The sequence below is a fragment of the Amaricoccus sp. B4 genome (assembly GCF_043226085.1).
GTDB lineage: Bacteria > Pseudomonadota > Alphaproteobacteria > Rhodobacterales > Rhodobacteraceae > Amaricoccus.
The window spans coordinates 257,655-275,542 of sequence record NZ_CP171226.1; the positions used below are offsets into that span (position 1 = coordinate 257,655).

11 protein-coding genes are annotated in these 17,888 nt (G+C 66.5%); 3 read left to right on the forward strand and 8 right to left on the reverse strand.

Annotated elements, in window-relative coordinates; translation table 11 throughout:
• Positions 1-6: 6 nt before the first annotated feature.
• Together ACF66B_RS19965 and ACF66B_RS19970 are read right to left on the reverse strand one after the other, a co-directional pair.
• On the reverse strand, positions 7-627 hold the full coding sequence (locus tag ACF66B_RS19965) for an MliC family protein (RefSeq protein WP_111430637.1): 621 nt from the start codon (positions 625-627) through the stop codon (positions 7-9).
• A gap of 86 nt (positions 628-713) precedes the next feature.
• Positions 714-2,228: an acetyl-CoA hydrolase/transferase family protein gene (locus ACF66B_RS19970; RefSeq protein WP_392665006.1), complete on the reverse strand. Its 1,515-nt coding sequence runs from the start codon at positions 2,226-2,228 to the stop codon at positions 714-716.
• Between the two features lie 311 nt (positions 2,229-2,539).
• Between ACF66B_RS19970 and ACF66B_RS19975 the strand changes: the two genes are divergently transcribed.
• The 3 genes from ACF66B_RS19975 (at position 2,540) to treS (ending at position 8,601) form a co-directional block, all read left to right on the forward strand.
• On the forward strand, positions 2,540-2,962 hold the full coding sequence (locus ACF66B_RS19975) for a phasin family protein (protein ID WP_111430639.1): 423 nt from the start codon (positions 2,540-2,542) through the stop codon (positions 2,960-2,962).
• Between the two features lie 283 nt (positions 2,963-3,245).
• Complete coding sequence (locus tag ACF66B_RS19980) at positions 3,246-5,312, forward strand: alpha-1,4-glucan--maltose-1-phosphate maltosyltransferase (RefSeq protein WP_392665009.1); 2,067 nt, start codon at positions 3,246-3,248, stop codon at positions 5,310-5,312.
• A gap of 7 nt (positions 5,313-5,319) precedes the next feature.
• A complete protein-coding gene (gene treS, locus ACF66B_RS19985) occupies positions 5,320-8,601 on the forward strand; it encodes a maltose alpha-D-glucosyltransferase (RefSeq protein ID WP_111430641.1) in 3,282 nt (1,093 codons plus the stop codon).
• 40 nt (positions 8,602-8,641) lie between these two features.
• Here treS and ACF66B_RS19990 read toward each other — a convergent pair whose 3' ends face one another.
• The 6 genes from ACF66B_RS19990 to bcsN form a co-directional block, all read right to left on the reverse strand.
• Positions 8,642-9,262, reverse strand: a complete 621-nt coding sequence (locus ACF66B_RS19990; protein ID WP_111430642.1) for an FMN-binding negative transcriptional regulator — start codon at positions 9,260-9,262, stop codon at positions 8,642-8,644.
• Between the two features lie 116 nt (positions 9,263-9,378).
• Entirely contained in the window at positions 9,379-11,304 is a 1,926-nt protein-coding gene (locus ACF66B_RS19995; RefSeq protein WP_111430643.1) for a cellulose synthase, read from the reverse strand.
• Positions 11,295-12,362, reverse strand: a complete 1,068-nt coding sequence (locus ACF66B_RS20000) for a glycosyl hydrolase family 8 (RefSeq protein ID WP_111430644.1) — start codon at positions 12,360-12,362, stop codon at positions 11,295-11,297. Before ACF66B_RS20000 ends, ACF66B_RS19995 begins: the two co-directional genes overlap by 10 nt.
• Complete coding sequence (locus ACF66B_RS20005; RefSeq protein WP_111430645.1) at positions 12,359-14,662, reverse strand: cellulose biosynthesis cyclic di-GMP-binding regulatory protein BcsB; 2,304 nt, start codon at positions 14,660-14,662, stop codon at positions 12,359-12,361. Before ACF66B_RS20005 ends, ACF66B_RS20000 begins: the two co-directional genes overlap by 4 nt.
• Positions 14,659-16,854 (reverse strand): UDP-forming cellulose synthase catalytic subunit, encoded by a 2,196-nt coding sequence (gene bcsA, locus ACF66B_RS20010; RefSeq protein ID WP_111430646.1) that lies wholly within the window; start codon positions 16,852-16,854, stop codon positions 14,659-14,661. The genes ACF66B_RS20005 and bcsA overlap by 4 nt, the downstream gene beginning before the upstream one ends.
• Complete coding sequence (gene bcsN, locus ACF66B_RS20015; protein ID WP_162683329.1) at positions 16,851-17,849, reverse strand: cellulose biosynthesis protein BcsN; 999 nt, start codon at positions 17,847-17,849, stop codon at positions 16,851-16,853. Before bcsN ends, bcsA begins: the two co-directional genes overlap by 4 nt.
• Positions 17,850-17,888: the final 39 nt, after the last annotated feature.

The window sequence follows — 17,888 nt, forward strand, 5'->3', positions numbered from 1 at the left end:
CGCAGTTCAGCCCGGCTCGGCGATGCGGCAGGACATGCCTTCGTCGGGCGGCCAGTCCACTGTCGCCTCGTTGCCCTTCATCCAGATCCAGCGCCCGAACGAGCATTCGTAGCGCGCGCCCGAGGCTGTACGGGTCTGGTAGGCCGCATCGATGGTGTCGCCGCGCTCGAAACGCGCGCTCGGAAGCTCGGTCTCGTAGAAATAGGTCACGAGCTCGTTGGCCGGATTGCCGTCGCACTGCCAGGTCGCGACGCCGACGGGGTCCTCGAGCATGTAGAGTGCGACGAGCTCGCCCTCCCGCATGAGATAGGCCGTCTCGACGCACTCCCGCGGATCCTCCGCCTTCCAGCAATCGTCCCGGCCCTTTATCCAGCCGTGCTGGGTGGCGCGGAGCGACCGTTCGGCCGAAGCCGCATCGGCAAACCCCGCCGTTGCAGTGAGTGCGGCGGCGTAGCGTTCCGCCACGCGCCGGTCGAGGGCCGCGAGCGCCGGATCGCTGCAGACAAGTTCTTCGGCGGAGCTCTCGGCGCGGGCGCAATTGAAGGAAGGTCCGTCCTGCGCGGCAGCAGCCGTGGCGATCAGGGCAAGCCCGGCAGCGGCCCCGAGGGGTCTCATCCACTTTGGCATCGCTTTCCTCCTCTCCGGTTCGGACATGCCGCCAGTCTCCCACCTCCCCCGCCTGCATGCAATTGCGGCGGGGGCAAAGCGCGGGCTCAGAGCATCGAGCCGGTGTCGATGAAGCGCTGGTGCCAGGAGAGCGCCTCGGCGGGCAGGCAGGGCGCATGCTGGCCGAAGGATTTTGCCGTGGCCCGAGCGAAATAGTCCTCGAGCCCCGGTCGGTAGTCGGGATGCGCGCAGTTCTCGATGATCAGCCTGGCGCGCTGTTTCGGCGAGAGGCCGCGGAGGTCGGCCAGCCCCTGCTCGGTGACAATGACCTGTACGTCCTGCGAGATGTGATCGACATGGCTCGCCTGCGGCACGATGGCCGAGATCTTGCCCCCCTTCGCGGTTGAAGGCGTCATGAAGATCGAGACATAGGCATTGCGGGCGAAATCGCCCGAACCGCCGATGCCGTTCTGGATCCGCGAGCCCATGACATGCGTCGAGTTCACCGATCCGTAGATGTCGGCCTCGATCAGCCCGTTCATCGCGATGCAGCCAAGACGGCGGACAAGCTCGGGATGGTTGGAGATTTCCTGCGGCCTGAGGATCAGCTTGTCGCGGAAGCGCGCCGCCTCGGCATTGAAGCGCTCGGCCATCTCCGGACTGAGCGAGAAGGCGGTGGCGGAGGCCATTGCGAGCTTGCCCGCGTCGAGCAGGTCGATCATGCCGTCCTGGATCACCTCGGTGAAGGCGGTCATGCCTTCGAAGGGCGAGTCGAGCAGGCCCGAGAGCACGGCATTGGTGACGTTGCCCACACCGGACTGGAGCGGCAGGAGCGTGGAAGGCAGACGGCCGACCTTTACCTCATGCCTGAGGAAGTCGAGCAGATGGCCGGCGATCGCCTCGGCCACGGCGTCGGGCTTGGCGAAGGGCAGGTTGCGGTCTGGCGAGTCGGTCTCGACGATGGCGACGATCTTCCCGGGATCGCAGGTAAAATAGGCTTCGCCGATACGGTCGTCGGGGCGAACGAGCGGGATCGGCACCCGGTGCGGCGGCAGCGCGGTGCCGTAATAGATGTCATGCATCCCCTCGAGCGCCGCGCTCTGCCAGGCGTTGACCTCGAGGATCACCTGACTGGCCTGATCGAGCCAGGTCTTGTTGTTGCCGATCGAGGAGGACGGGATCAGGCGGCCATCCGGGGTGATGCCGGAGACCTCGATCACCGCAGTATCGAGGGGGCCGAGGAAACCCTGCCAGGCCATGGGCGCAACCTGGCTCAGGTGCATGTCGAAATAATTCATCTCGCCCTTGTTGATCTTCTCGCGCGCGATCGGATCGGAATTGTAGGGGAGACGAAATTCGATGCCATCGGCCCTGGCGAGGGCCCCGTCGAGCTCGGGGCCGGTGGAGGCGCCGGTCCAGATGCGCACCCGGAACGGGTGGCCCGCGGCATGCTCGGCCTCGATCCGCGCCGCGAGCGCGAGCGGCACGGCCTTGGGATAGCCGGAGCCGGTGAAGCCGCTCATGCCGATGGTTGTGCCGGAGTTGATGAGCCGTGCGGCGTCTGCGGCGCTCATGACCTTGGCGCGGAGGCCTTCATGGCGGATGCGGGTTGCGGTGGTCACGGACGGAAGTCTCCTCGCTTGCCGGGATCCCATCGTCCGAAACGGGCGACAGGATCGGTCGCTTCTTGCGCGACGGGGGCCAATGCCCCGAGTCGCCGTATTTACCCAAGCGATACGGAGGGTTTCCAGAAGATTCGGACATATTCGGATGTGTGAAAAAATAAGGCCCGACTGAAGACGTCGACAAACGCATCGCGAGCATATCACGGGAGATCACACCGCCGTGGCGGTTGATCTGGCTCAAGGCGGGCGGTTAGCGAAAGGTAAACGCTCCGGGCAGAACAAGACAAACAGAGGAGACGCCCGCCACCATGACAAAGGAATCCCAACTAGATGCCGCGGCCAAGGCATTGACACCGAGCTTCGCAGGCGCGGAGCGCATGATGGAGATGACCCAAGTCGCGATGGCCCGGGCGATCGAATCGCCGCAACGGCTCATCGAGGCCAATCTCGAGGCCGGAGCCGAGATCTTCGCCTTCATGAGCCGCCGCATGCAGGCCCAGGCCGATTTCTGGCAGAAGCTCGCGAAATGCCACGCTGCGGAAGACGCAATCTGCGTTCAGCGGGAATTCGCGACCGGCCTCACCAAGGACTACACTGCCGAGGCGACGCTGATCGCGGAAAAGACCGCAGGACTTGCGCAGGAGAACTTCCGCAAGCTCACCGAGCAGATGGAGGATGTCCGCGCCGAAGCCCTTGCGGCCACACCGGTGAAAGTCGCTCAGGTCGCCTGACGAGCGACGATCCGTTCCACGCGGCGGTTGCCTGAACCGCCACGCCGCTGGTGTGCGGCATGCCCGCCGCCTCCCGGGCGGCCCGGGCATCACAGATGCGTGATGCCCTCTCATGCGGCCCGATCCGGGCCGCATAACCGAGACCGTGTTCCTCGAAGGATCAATCCGCCCTTGAGCATCAACCGCAGGTCCCCTCTTATGGGGCCGAAGACGGGCACATTCGCCGCGCAGGGTCCGGTGCACTATGTGTCCGCCACGGAAAATGACGAATGGGAGGATCATGGTGAACAAGGGTCAACGCGTCTCCTCGCCGGAGGCCACCGTCTCGAAACGCTCAACCACCGGAGAAACGTCCCGGACCTCCGAAGCCCTCGCGGTGCTGAACGGGCTTGCCGCGAGCCGCATCGCCATCGAGGGTGTGAGCATAGAAATCGACGGCGGACGCTTCCCGGCCAAGGCGGTCGCCGGCCGGCCCATGGTGATCGAGGCGGACATCTTCTCGGATGGGCACGACGGTATCGATGCCGCCATCCGCGTCCGCCGTGCCGATGGCGGGCCGGTAAGCGAAGCGCCATTGACACGACTGGTGAATGATCGCTGGACGGGCACAGTTACGCTACCTGAGAATGCCTTCTACGAGATCACCATCGTCGCCTGGCGCGATCTCTTCGGCACCTGGCAGCACGACGTCGGCAAGAAGCATGGCGCGGGCCAGGACATTTCGCTCGAGCTGATCGAGGCGCGCCACCTGATCGAGGCGGCGGTTGCGCCCGAGCACGATGCGGCGCCCGAGGACAAGGCCGTGCTCGCGGCCCTGCTGCGGCAGGACGAGGCCGGGCACGGGATCGGCGAGCGGCTGGCCGCCTTCACCTCGAAGGCGATCGCGGCGACGATGAAGCGCGCCGCACCGCGCACCAACCTCACGGAATACAAACCCCTCATGGTCTTCGCTGACCGCGAGGCGGCGGCCTTCAGCGCCTGGTACGAGCTCTTCCCGCGCTCGCAATCGGGCGACACGCGCCGCCACGGCACCTTCGATGACGTGATCGAGAAACTGCCCTACATCCGCGATCTCGGCTTCGATGTGCTCTATTTCCCGCCGATCCACCCGATCGGCAAGACCAACCGCAAGGGCCGGAACAACACGCTGACACCAGGGCCGGACGATCCCGGCAGCCCCTATGCCATCGGTGGGCCCGAAGGCGGGCACGACGCAATCCATCCAGAGCTCGGAGATTTCGACAGCTTCAAGAGGCTCGTCGATACCGCCCGCGACTTCGGTCTTGAGATCGCCCTCGATTTCGCGATCCAGTGCTCGCCCGATCATCCGTGGATCAAGGAGCATCCCGAGTGGTTCGACTGGCGGCCCGACGGCACGATCAAGTTTGCCGAGAACCCGCCGAAAAAATACGAGGACATCGTCAATGTCCATTTCTACCGCGGCGCGCTGCCGAGCCTCTGGTATGCGCTGCGCGACATCGTGCTGTTCTGGATCGATCAGGGGGTGAAGATCTTCCGGGTCGACAACCCCCACACCAAGCCCTTCCCGTTCTGGGAGTGGATGATCGGCGAGGTTCGCGCCCGGCATCCCGACGCGATCTTCCTCGCCGAAGCCTTCACCCGGCCCAAGGTGATGAAGCGGCTCGCAAAGGTGGGCTTCAGCCAGAGCTATTCGTATTTCACCTGGCGCAACGGCCGGGAGGAGCTTGAGGAGTATCTCACCGAGCTCACGCAGGAGGAGTGCCGCGAATACATGCGGCCGAACTTCTTCGTGAACACGCCCGATATCAACCCGGTGCCGCTCCAGACCAGCGGCAGGCCTGGGTTCCGCTCGCGGCTGGTGCTCGCCGCGAGCCTCGGGGGAAACTACGGGCTCTACAACGGCTTCGAGATCTGCGACGGCACGCCGGTACCGGGCAAGGAGGAATATCTCAACTCGGAGAAATACGAGATCCGCGCCTGGGACATGAACCGGCCCGGCCATATTAAGGACGATATCCGGCTGATGAACCATCTGCGCCAGCATCATCCGGGGATGCGGGATTTCCTCAATCTCGCCTTCTACCGGACAACGAGCGACAAGGTGCTTTCCTACGGCAAGTTCACGCCGGACCGCAGCGACTTCCTGCTCTTCCACGTCAATCTCGATCCCCAAGAAACCCAGTTCTTCGAATTCGACGTCCCGCTCTGGGAATTCGGCCTGCCGGACGATGCCTCCATCGAGGTGCGCGACGCGGTGCATGGCAACAGCTTCACCTGGCACGGCAAGCTGCAGCTGCTCGAACTAGAGCCGCATAGCCGCCCCTACACGATCTGGCAGCTCTACGCGCCCGGCAGCCGGCAGGAGTAACCGCAGAATGACATCCGAAACCGCAAGCAGCACCGCCGGAATCGACCGCAGCCAGCCCGACTGGTACCGCGATGCCATCATCTACCAGATGCACATCAAGGCGTTCATGGATTCCAACAACGATGGGATCGGCGATTTTGCCGGTCTCATGCAGCGCCTCGACTATGTGCAGGAGCTCGGCGTCACCGCGATCTGGCTGCTGCCCTTCTACCCCTCACCCTTGCGCGACGATGGCTACGACATCGCGGACTACCGTGCGATCAATCCGAGCTACGGCACCATGGAGGATTTCCGCGCCTTCATCGACGAGGCCCACCGGCGCGGCCTGCGCGTGATCACCGAGCTCGTCATCAATCACACCTCCGACCAGCATCCGTGGTTTCAGGCCGCGCGCAAGGCGCCGCCCGGAAGCCCCGAGCGCGACATGTATGTCTGGTCGGACACCGACGAGAAATACCCGGAGACGCGGATCATCTTCCTCGACACCGAGAAGTCGAACTGGACCTGGGATCCGGTGGCGGGCGCCTATTTCTGGCATCGGTTCTATTCCCACCAGCCCGACCTCAACTTCGACAATCCCCGCGTGCTCCAGGAGGTGCTGGAAGTCATGCGCATGTGGCTCGACATGGGCGTCGACGGTCTCCGGCTCGACGCGATCCCCTATCTCGTCGAGCGCGAGGGCACCAACAACGAGAACCTCCCCGAGACCCACGAGGTGCTGAAGGCGATCCGCGCCGATCTCGACAAGCACTATCCGGACCGGATGCTGCTCGCTGAAGCGAACCAGTGGCCCGAGGACACGCGGCCCTATTTCGGCGATGGCGACGAATGCCACATGGGCTTTCATTTCCCGCTCATGCCGCGGATGTACATGGCGCTGGCACAGGCCGATCGACACCCGATCACCGACATCATCCGCCAGACGCCCGAGATCCCCGAGGGCTGCCAGTGGGGGATCTTCCTCAGGAACCATGACGAGCTGACGCTCGAGATGGTGACGGAGGACGAGCGCGATTACCTCTGGAAGACCTATGCCGAGGATGCCCGGGCGCGCATCAATCTCGGCATCCGCCGCCGGCTCGCACCGCTCATGCGCAACGACCGGCGCAAGATCGAGCTGATGAACTCGATGCTGATGACCATGCCCGGCACGCCCATCGTCTATTACGGTGACGAGATCGGCATGGGCGACAACTACTACCTCGGCGACCGCGACGGCGTGCGCACACCGATGCAGTGGTCGCCCGACCGCAACGCGGGCTTCAGCCGCGCCACTCCGCAACAACTCTACCTGCCCACGATCCTCGATCCGGTCTATGGCTACGAGGCCGTGAACGTGGAGGCGCAGGCCTCCGAGCCCTCTTCGCTGCTCAACTGGGTGCGGCGGATGATCATGGTGCGCAAGCAGCACCCCGCACTCGGGCGCGGACTCATGACCCTGCTCTATCCGCGCAACCGCAAGATTCTCGCCTATCTGCGGGAATTCAATGGCGACACCATACTTTGCGTCGCCAATCTCGCGGATTCGGCGCAAGCCGTGGAGCTGGATCTCGCGCGCTTCCGCGGCCTCGTGCCGGTGGAGCTCACCGGGCGCTCGGCCTTCCCTCCGGTGGGAGACCTGCCCTACATGCTGACGCTGCCGGGCTATGGCTTCTACTGGTTCCTGCTCGCAGCAGAGGAGCAGGCGCCTGCCTGGCACGAAACCATGCCCGAAATCATGCCCGACTTCATCACGCTCACCTCCCGCGACGGCCGCATCGAAACCGCGATCACCGGGCGCGAGCGCATCCAGCTCGAGCAGGATGCACTGCCGCAGTTCCTGCCGCTGCAGCGCTGGTTTGCGGACAAGGACGTGGCGATCGAGGCGGTGAAGCTCGTGCCGCTCGGCGAGCTGGTGGCGGGCGCCTTCTCGCTCGTTGCCATCGACGTGACGCTTTCCGGCGAGGTGCATCGCTACTTCCTGCCGATTTCAGCCCGCTGGGGCGACGACAATCTCCATCCCGGCGCACCGAAGCTCTCCTACACGCTTGCCAAGATCCGGCGCGGCCCGAATGTCGGCGCGCTGGTGGACGGAGCATATGACGAGCGCCTGGCGGCACAGTTCATCGCCGAGATGCAGCAGAACCACGAGCACCAGGGGCCGGCGGGCACCGTGCGCTACAATTCGACCGAGGCATTCCGCGCCATCGAGGAGGTGGGTGAGCCGCGGCCGCTCGGGGTCGAGCAGAGCAACGTGTCGATCTCGTTTGCCGACACGGTGATCCTGAAGATCTACCGCCGCCTGCGGGCTGGCGAGCAGCCGGATGTGGAGATTGCACGCTTCCTCACCGAAGAGGCGGGCTTCACCAACACGCCGGCCTATTACGGCTCAATCGAGCTTGTCGACAGCGAGCCGACGACGCTTGCCGCGGCCTTCGCCTTCTATCCCAACCAGGGCGATGCCTGGGCCGCCGTCACCGAGGCGCTGGCGCGCGATCTCGCCAGCAGCGAGATGCGCTCGGCCTCCGTCGACCCGCCCTTCGAACCCGAGTCCTTTCGTCTGCCGCTCGGAATCGGGGCGCTGCTCGGCCAGCGCACGGCTGAGCTGCACAAGGCGCTCGCGATCCCGACGGAGAACCCCGCCTTCGCGGTGGAGCCCATCGATCAGGCGCGTCTGGCCCGTTGGGCGGATGAAGTGGCCGCCGATGCGGATGCCGTGCTCGAAAAACTCGCGGCCGCGCAGAGCAGTCTGACCGAGGATGTTGCGAGCGATGTCGCGCGGCTTCTCGCGGCACGCGGCAAGATCGAGGAACGCATCGCCTCTGTGGCGCGCATGGCTCCCTCCGGCGGCTGCTCGCGCATCCATGGTGATTATCACCTCGGACAGGTGCTGATCGCACAGGCCGATCTCGCGATCATCGACTTCGAGGGCGAGCCCGGCAGGAGCCTCGCGGAACGGCGGGCGAAGTCCTCTCCGCTGCGCGATGTGGCCGGGATGCTACGCTCCTTCGACTATGCCGCCTCCATGGCTCTCGAGAAACATCTCTCTTCCTTCGATGCCGACACCGCGGAGGCGGAGGCACAGGTGCGCGCCTGGCGGGACAAGACGACGGAGGACTTCCTCGCCGCCTACCGCACGCATGTGGCGGGTGCCGCTTCCATCCCCCAGGATCCGGCGCTCGAGGCCGCGCTGCTCGACCTCTTCCTGCTGCAGAAAGGGCTTTACGAGATCGCCTACGAGTTCGGAAACCGGCCGGCTTGGCTGCATATCCCGCTCACGGGCGTTCTGGCGCTCGTCGAGGAACAGTAGGACCACCAGCCCCGCTGCATTAGTGCGGCGGGGCCGGATTTCACTCCGGGATCAGGTTCGCGACGCTCCGGTCCGTTTCGGAACCGCTTTCGGCGAGACCGCGGCTCACGCCGCTGCGGTCCGCGGCATTGCGGTTCTGGCTCATCTTGCTCTTCGCGACCATCCGGGTGAGCGTCATCCGCAGGCCGACGATGCCGCGGAGCTGGGCGGCAACGAACCGCTCGGGCGCGTCCGCCACCTCCCACGGCTCGGCGCGCCCGGCCTCGCGCCGCCGTGTGAGGCGCGAGACGACGTCGTGAAGCCGCGCGGGATCATCGAAGAACGCGATCTCCCCCCAGGCATGGATCGCGACATAGTTCCAGGTGGGCACGACCTTTCCGGTCTCACGCTTGGTTTCGTACCAGCTCGGGGTGACGTAGGCATCCGGTCCCATGAAGATGGCCATCCCCTCCCGTGCATCGGTCTTTTGCTGCGGATTGGCCCGGGCGAGATGACCGTAGAGCGTTCCATGCGGCCCCTCGCTCTCATCGAGGAAAAGCGGCAGCGGCGTCGCCATCAGGCCCTCGGTGCCCGCAGTCACAAAGCTCGCGAGCGGGAACGAGGCGAGGGCGGCGCGGATTTCGGCGGGATCTTCGAGGCGGAAGGCGGGAGGAACATACATGGGCGCGGTCTCCGGGTGTCCGGCCCGGTATCGTGCGAAAACCGCCGCGAGGAAAGCCTTGGCGGTGGCGGAGCGCGGAGGCGGGGGTCAGCACTCCCCTGCCCCCTTTTCCTAGCTCAGCGCGGATTGCGCTTTGCCGCCCGTGTGAGCTTGAGGCCGCGAGCCGCCTCGGCATTGCCCGAACGCGCAGCTGCCTCGAAGACCTTCTCGGCGAGATGGTAGCGGCGCAGATTGTAGAGCGAGTAGCCGCGCAGGACCATGAGGTCGACCTGCTCCGGTGCGACGCTGGCCCGGTGATCGAGGATCTCGAGCGTCTCGCGGTAGCGGCCTCGGTTGTAGGCGGCCGTGGCCCGCTCGGAGAGGATCGAGGACATGAGTTCCTCGGATCGCCCCTCGCTCTGGGTCGCCCGCGTGGCCGCCGCCGCCGCCTGATCGACAAGTCCCGCGCGCAGGTAGGCAAGGCTCTGACCGTAGGCTGCATCGGAGCGGGTCTTGGCCGAGGAACTGCCGAGGGCGACGCCGAAGGCCGCGGCGGCATCCATCGCGCGGTTGGCATCGAGCAGACACCAGCCGCGGGCCAGTGCGCTGCCGGCAGAAAGGCTTGCGGGATTGACGTAGCGCGTGCAGTCGGTGACGCGCGCAGCGCCGCCGCCGCCACCGGAGCCGCCTCTTGCGGGAACGCCAAGCGCGGCGATGCGCTCCGACTTGCCCGACCAGTCGGACTTGAGTGCCTTGAGACCTGCGGAATCGCCGAGCGCCACACGCGTGAGGCCGAGCCCGTAAGCGGCATCCTCGTCGCCCGCATTCCAGCCGAGCGCGGTCACAAACCACTGTTCCGCTGTCTTCTCCTGCTTGAAGGCCCGCGCATACCAGCCGAGCTGGCGGGCGGTGGCGGCATCCTGCGCCTTCAGAACCGCAGGCACCATGCGCTGGAGCACCGCCTCATCGAGCACGGCCGGCGGGTCGCCCGCGAGCAGATTGGCCGATGCTGCGAGATAAACCGAACGCGCGGCATCGGAATCGTCGCGCCAGGGCGCCATGGTCGCTTCAGCGGAGGCGAATTGGCCCTCCGCGATCTGGGTGAGGGCGAGCCCCTGCGCCCCCACGGCGGTATCCTCGACGCCGTGTGCTTTCTCGAACCACGTCGAGGCTTCCGAAATCTGCTCGCGCTGGAGGTGATACCAGCCGAGGAGGAGCGCATCGTGCACATCTCCCTTGGTCTCGAAGAGCGCTGCGACGCGGGTGAGATCGGCGGGCTCGACCGAGAGCTTTGCATCGGCATTGCCTTCGGCAACCGCGCGGCGTGCGAGTTCGTCGCGGATGCTGTCGAACTCACCGCGGCCGTCGGTCTGTGTATGCTCGAGGCTGAGGAGATCGACCATCATCGGCCGGCGAAGCTCGTTCATCGCCTTCTGCATGGTCGCGAGCCGCTCGTCCGGGTTCTCGCAGTTCTCGAGCACGTAGCTGTAGGCGTCCTTCGCCCGTTCGCCCTTGCCGGTCTCGGCAAAGGCCTCTGCCACGCGCCAGAGCACATCGGTGTCGGCACAAGTGAGAAGCTCCGGGTTCTCGGTCGCGACGCGCACGACGGTGCCGTATTGCTTGAGATCGGAGGCATTGACGAGCCGCGTGCGGGTTTCGCCTGCGGCAAGCTGGTTGAGCAGATCCTCGGGCGGGGTCCAATCGGGATCCTCGGCCTGGGTCTTCGCGATCGCGTCGCGCACCTCCGCATAGCGGCCTTCGGCGAAGAGCCGCCACATCGCTTCGATCCGCGGATCGCCGCCGGGCGGCAACGCAAGGGGATCGGCGGGGGGTCTCCAGCCGGGGTAGAGCGCCTTGAGGCGTTCGATCTCGGCATTGAGGCGGCGCATGTCGCCCTGGCGGGCAAAATAGCGGAGGGCCGACTCATCGACATTGATGGTCTCCTGCGCCTCGGCGACCTTGCCGGCCCCATCCATCTGCTCGGCAGCAGCGGGCAGAGGAAGCGCGAGCAGGAGGGCGAGGGCCAGGGCTCGATCCCGCGCGAATCCGGCAGTCAGAGGCATTGCGGCAACTCCTTTCTGGCATGGCTCAGCACGAGCAGGTGCAATGTGGAGGGGTAGTAATGGCTGGTGGTGAAGGTGGTGAGCTCTTCGGGCAGCGGGCCTTCCCCGAGCAGGCAGGCCAGCAGGGCTGGGATTGCCCGGTAGCCCGGATCGTCAAGCGCGCCCGTCACCTCGTCCGTGGCGAGGTTGACGATCGCGATACCGTCGCCTGCCGTCATGCCCTCCCGGAACCGGGCCAGCATGGCCGGATCGACGTTGCCGGCGCGCACGAGATAGAGCGGTATGCGCAAGGCGTTGTAGCCAAAGTCTGGCGGAAACCCGGCGGCGGGTTCCGGCTCGCCTGCGAGCGAGAGCCAGTCCGGGGGCAGAGCCCGAGTTCCGAACCGGATTTCCGAGATCAGGGCCGCGCCCGTCGCGGCGACGGCGGCCCAGTCATGTGCCGGGTCAAGGCGGGCCAGCACCGGCATCGCCTCGAAGATCCAGTACGAAGGATTGACGACCGGAGCATCGTCACGCTCGCCCTCGGCAAAGCCCGTGGCGCCCGGCAGGAGCAGGAGCCCGTGCGGGTCCGGGATGAGGACCGCAGCCCCGATCGCCGCGGTGAGATCGGCAGCGGCGGCGGTATATTCCGGTTTCTTCCAGTCCTTGCCGGCAAGGGCGAGGGCATAAGCGATGAGAATATCGCCATCGGAAGCATTGTTCACATCGGTGATGTGCGGCGTAGCCGCCGGGTCCCATTTCCATGCCACCAGCCCGTCGTCGCGGATCTTCATCTCGGCGAGGGTGAAGTGCCAGATCCTGTCGAAATCCGCCTCCGCCCCGGCGAGATACGCGAGCAGCAGGCCATAGCCCTGTCCTTCGCTGTGAGAGATGCCGCCATTCGCGTCGTCGGTGATCCGGCCCTCGGGTGTGACAAATGCGCCGGCATAGGCCTGCCACTCGTCGGCATGAACGAGTTGCTGTGCCGCCGCCTGCGCGCCGGCCGGTCCGGCGAGGAGCCCCGCGGCGACGCAGGCCGCGGCGCGCGCACCCTGCCTGGTCTTTCGCCGCAACGTCATGATCGCCTGCCGAGGAGCGAGAGCAGCGCGAGCGTCACCACGCCGAGAAGGACGCAGGCAATCGCGAGCAGGAGCGAATAGGCAAGAGCATGGGCCGACATCCAGTTGGCCGCGATGAGCCGGACATTGGCGATCGTCCAGGGCTGGGTGGGCACGAGATCGACGCCGAGCGCCGGGAGCGAGGCCATCGTGCCGCCGACGGCGGAATAGACCGTGAGCCGTCCTGCAAGGGCGCCCCAACTCCGCACTTCGGAGACCCCGGCGGCACCCTCGCCGAGCGCAGCCGCATCGGGTGCGGTGATGACGGTCCAGGTACCGTTGCCTGCCGGGTTCGACGCCTGGGCCACGAGAAGCGTGTCCGCCTCCGACGGTGCATAAGGCTCGATCTTGCCAGGAGTGAGCCGAAGTGCTGCAAGCGAAAGGTCGAAGTTTTCCTGCAGGGTCTCGCCGAGATCCCGGAGCCGCCGGCGCACCGGGCTGTTCTCGAGCGATGCCCGCCACTCCTCGAGCGCGTCGACATTGCCAGGCACGGCGGCGGCGGTTGCGGCTTCGTCAGCGATCCAGCCGGACTCGGACGGCGCCGCGATCCCGGCCTGAGCCAGCACGGCGGGCGCAAGACGCGCGGCCGGAGCGACGAAGAGGGCCGAGCGCGTGGCGAGATCGGTTTCGGGCGCGACGACCTCGAGCGGAATGACCTTGCCCGCAGCCGCCGCCAGCCGGCTCGCGACCGTCATCGATGCCGCGACGGTCTCGGGGCTGCGGATATCGAGGGCAAGCGGCACGGGTCCGCCCGCCCCGCCATAAGGTGCGGCGGCGGCGGCGAAGGCCGAGAGATCGGGGCGCTGCGCGATGCGGGCAAAGCGCGGCATGACGAGGCGCGAGCTCGAGAAGAGGCCGAAGCGCGGCGTTTCGGACGCGGTGGTCCCGGCCACGCAGGTCTCGTCCGCGTCGGTAACCATGATCGCCTCGAGCCGGATCCGGTTCGGCCCCGGGCGCATCTCGCGCAAGCCCACGCGGATCGGAAGCTGGCGCAGCACGCCGCCCCCGGTTTCCATGATCGGGAGCGTCGTGGTGATCTGGTCGTTCACATAGACATCAATCCGGCTGCCCGGGCGCACGTCGCGGGCGAAGGCCGCATCAAGCATGATCTTCGCCTCGCCGTAGGACTGGGCGTAGAAATCGGCGGGCACGGCCACATCGAACTCGCGGGCGTAGCGACGGCCGGAGAACTGCTCCGTCCGGAGACCGACAGCCGCGAAGTCGATGCTTCCACCCGAGGCAAGCAGCGGAATATCGGTGCCCGGCCATGTTTCGGTTGCGCCCCCCCGCGGGTGCATGATGCTGGCCCAGTCGGCCAGCGCCCGCTCCACCGCCTGGGGGGTCGGGCCGCCGACGACAAGGATCGGCCCGAGCACGGGATCGTCGACGAAGCGCGACACGGGCAGGTATCCGACCTCATCGGGCAGATCTATGCCGAGGGTCGCCAGCTCGTCGGCGGTCCCGATCGCCACCGCGAGCTCCGCCGTGGCGAAATCCTCTCCGATCTCGCGGGAGGTGGTGAAGCTGAGCTGCGGCATCTCGGCGAGCAGGCCGATGCGCTCGGCGAGTGCCACAAGATTGTCCGCCGTCGCGTCCTCCCCGAGACCCGGGGCGGCAACCGCGACGCGTGCCTGCCCGCGCGCATCCATCGGCAGGCCACGGATATCCTCGACATGGGCAAGCCGCGGACCATCGGAATCGGAGAACGCGAGATAGGTGCGCGCAGGGTCGATTTCGGTCCGGAGCGCGTAGGTCGAATCGACGGTGCAATCCGTGCGGTGGCGCTGCGAGGCCTCAAGTACGATGTCATTGCGGCCGTGCCGCAAAACTCCGTCCGGGATCGCCACCACGAAATCCGAGACCCGGTCCGGCGACTGGATCGCGGTCTCGGCAACCGCCATGCCGTTGATGGAGACCCGCAGGCGCGAGGCCTCGGGCGCAACCATCACCGAGTTCTGGTAGCCGAGGTGCAGCTCGGCATCGTGCGGGCTGTCGGCATTGAGATAGAGCGACCAGCGCCGGAGGGCGATCTCGCCCGAGAGCAGAGTCTCCGCCGGTGGAACGAGATGCAGCCGCGCAGGCTCGGGGGGCTCCGGGACGACCGCCGCCGCATCGGGCGCCTGGGGCACGGGCAGGCCGAGCGGCAGGACACGGATATCGGCCGGGCGCCGCTCGGGCGACATGTCGAAGGGCACGGACTGCGCCAGTGCGGGCGCCGCAACCGCCGCGGCAAAAAGGAGGGGGAGGATGCGCTTCATCATGCCTTCTTTCCGCCCTTGATTTCCTCGCGTGCGCCCGAGCCACGGAATGCCGCGGCCAACGCATAGGAAAGCCCGCGCCCGGTGGCGCGCACCGAGGTAACGAGGAAGCCGAGCGTTCCGAGCAGCACGCCCGGATTGCGCCGCCGCGAGATCTGGAACTCGCTCCATTGCGCGGAGTTCGCGAAGATGAGATCCGCGATCAGGCGCCGGTGCTCCGCCGTTTCCGGCGCATAGCGGCAGCCGAGCGCAACGGTGTCGCCATCGTCGCCGACAGCACGGATCAGGATGGGCAGGCTGCCGCCGACCCCTTCGGTAAGCGGCTCGAAGCTGATCTCTCCGGCCATGCCGCGCGAGAGCTCGGCTGCATTGACGCCGTAGATGACGACCCGCGCGCCATGAACGGAAACGTCCTCGATCGTGCCCGGATAGACCTGATCGGAGATGCGGCACTCGCAGCGGCGGCTCACCTTGACGCGGTGGGTAAAGACCCGGCGCTGCCCGCGCTCGGAGACCACGCCGAGCGCGCAGCCCGCCATGATGAGATTGAGGAGGTTCCAGCCGCCCACGACAAGCGTCACGTCCGCCTTCCACGGCTCGGTATAGATCCGGTAGATGCTGACCGCGAGCCCGGCGAGCAGGATGCCGAAGATCAGGAAGAACGGCCGGGCATGTTCCGAGAGCCGGTCCTCGGACACCGACTCATCCTTTGCCGTGACCTTGAAGGTCGGCTTGCGCGGATTGAACATCACCGAGATGACGGCCGGCAACAGATGCACCGACTGCATGTATTCGTAGAGCTCGGAGATCCATGGCCAGCGGAAGGAGCCGTAGAGATAGTTCTGCATCAGCATGTTCGCGACCATGTAGGCGAGCGTGTAGACGAGAAATTCGCTGCCCGAGGCCGTGAAGATCTGGAGATCAAGGAAGAGGTAGCAGAGCGGTGCCACCAGGAAGATCATCCGCGGAAAGGGAAAGAGCCAGAAGAGCGTCGAGGACATGTAGCAGAGCCGCTGCGGCATCGAGAGCCCGCGCTTGAAGATCGGCGAGCGCAGCAGGAGGATCTGCATCATGCCCTGGGCCCAGCGGCTGCGCTGTCCGATGAAGCTCGAGAAGGTCGCGGGCTGGAGCCCGGCGATCAGCGGCTTGTCGACGTAGACGCTGTTCCAGCCCGACGCATGGAGATCGACCGCCGTCTCGCAGTCCTCGGTGATGCTGACGCCCGAGAAACCGCCGGTCTGCTCGAGCGCCTCGCGGCGCAGGAGTGCCGCCGAACCGCAGAAGAACGAGCCGTTCCACTTGTCGAGGCCGCGCTGGATGATGCCGTAGAACATCTCGTTCTCCGACGGCATCTTCTCGAAGGTGCCGAGGTTGTTCTCGACCGGATCGGGGTTGAGGAAGAAATGCGGTGTCTGGACGAGGAAGAGCTTCGGGTCCTCCGCAAAATAGCCGACCGTGCGCTCGAGGAAGTCGCGGGCGGGCGCATGGTCGGCATCGAAGACCGCGACCAGCTCGCCATGGCTGTGCTGGAGCGCATTGTTGAGATTGCCGGCCTTGGCATGCTCGTTGCGGGCGCGGGTGAGATAGCGGATGCCGAAGTCGTCGCAGATACCCCGGAGCTCGGCATGGCGCCGCTCCGCGGCGGCAGCCTCGAGGATCTTGTCGGAGCCGCGCTTCTGTTCCGTGCCGCCGTCATCGAGCAGCCAGATCGTCACGAGATCCTTTGGATAGTTCATCGCCTGCGCAGCCGCGATGGTGTTCGCGAGCATCTCGGCGTCCTCGTTGTAGGTCGGGATGAACACATCGACGGTGGGCAGACGCTTGCCCGCAGGCATCACCGGCTCCCGCGGGCTCATCGGCTTCGCGACGACGAAGAGGCTGAGCGCAAGCATGCCGACGCTGTACATCTCCGCGAGATAGAGCAGGAAGCCGGGGATGAAGTTCTCGATCTGGTTGACGGGCGGGATCGTGCTCGTCGTGCGCCAGTATACATAGCGCAGCACGATCGTGGTGCCGAAGGCGAGGGCCACGAGGCGCCAGACGCCATCGGGGCGGAACTGCTTCATCACGATCATCGCGCCGAGGATGATGGCGCTTCCCACGAGCTGCGCCTGCAGGCTCACCGGCAGGGTCACGAGCGAGAGGAGGACCAGCGCGAGAAGCGCCCAGAGCGGCCAGACAACGATCTTCTTCATTTATCTACCTGTCGAGCAATTTCGGCTGGAAGGGCGATCTCGCGCGCGACGCTGACGGCCTGCTGCGCGGGGGCGGGAATGACGGGCGTTCCGCCAGCGGATGACGCGGCGACGCCGCCGAGCGTTGGGGGCGGCACGATCGGCCCCGCCGCCGCCACGGCGGCAGGGGTCGGGGCGGCCACCGCGGCAGTCCCCTGCGGCGCGGGGATGGTGACTTCCGCCGCAACGCGGGGCTCGGCCGGGGGCGGTGCAGGGGGCCGGGAGGTGGCAACCGGCTCGGGCGCGCGCAGGACCATCGCGACCTCGACGCCGCCCTGCGGCCGGATCTCGCTTTCGGTCCCGATCGCGGTTCCGGCGCGGGGCGGGCCGACACGCTGCAGGTCAGGGTACTGGCTGCCGAAATAGGAGGCGAGCGTGTAGCCGTACATCACATCGAGCAGCTGCCGCTCGGTGAGCCGCGAATCACAGAGGCGGAGACGGATCTGGAGATGGAACCGGTTGGCATAGAACGGGCTCGACCCGCTCGTCATCTCCAGCCGCTGCCAACCGTAGAGGCAAGTGTCGCGCCCTCCCCCGCGGCCGACGGCATAGCCGAAGGGCCCGTAGCGGTTCTGCACGAAGAAGGGCGCGATCTGCATGTCGACCCCGGGGAAAGCCGCCGCCATCTCCTTTTCGATGCTCGCGTCGGTGGGCTGGCGGTCACCGATCCCGCCCTCGCCGCTGCGGTAGCCGCGGCCGAAGACGGTGAGGCTGAGGGCATTCTGGCCCGGCGTCCGCGTCGAGGTGCCGAGCAGGATCTCGTGTTCGATCGCATTGCCGAGATTGCGCTGGATCGCGCCGACCACGACGGGGCCGCCGGGATCGGGCAGGATGTAGGCCGCACTCGGATCGATGGCGCCATTGCGCGCCCACGAGCTGGAGGAGCGTTGCGGCTCGCAGGCCGAAAGCAGCACGAGCGACGCGCAAACGGCGGCGGAGAGACTCAATCGAGACACGGGCATCGGCACCTTCGGGGGTCTGGTGGGACCGGAACG

Coding starts and splice junctions, on each gene's coding strand:
- ACF66B_RS19965 (WP_111430637.1), bottom strand. CDS start 627: ATGCCAAAGTGGATGAGACCCCTCGGGGCCGCTGCCGGGCTTGCCCTG.
- ACF66B_RS19975 (WP_111430639.1), top strand. CDS start 2,540: ATGACAAAGGAATCCCAACTAGATGCCGCGGCCAAGGCATTGACACCG.
- treS (WP_111430641.1), top strand. CDS start 5,320: ATGACATCCGAAACCGCAAGCAGCACCGCCGGAATCGACCGCAGCCAG.
- ACF66B_RS19990 (WP_111430642.1), bottom strand. CDS start 9,262: ATGTATGTTCCTCCCGCCTTCCGCCTCGAAGATCCCGCCGAAATCCGC.
- ACF66B_RS19995 (WP_111430643.1), bottom strand. CDS start 11,304: ATGCCTCTGACTGCCGGATTCGCGCGGGATCGAGCCCTGGCCCTCGCC.
- ACF66B_RS20000 (WP_111430644.1), bottom strand. CDS start 12,362: ATGACGTTGCGGCGAAAGACCAGGCAGGGTGCGCGCGCCGCGGCCTGC.
- ACF66B_RS20005 (WP_111430645.1), bottom strand. CDS start 14,662: ATGATGAAGCGCATCCTCCCCCTCCTTTTTGCCGCGGCGGTTGCGGCG.
- bcsA (WP_111430646.1), bottom strand. CDS start 16,854: ATGAAGAAGATCGTTGTCTGGCCGCTCTGGGCGCTTCTCGCGCTGGTC.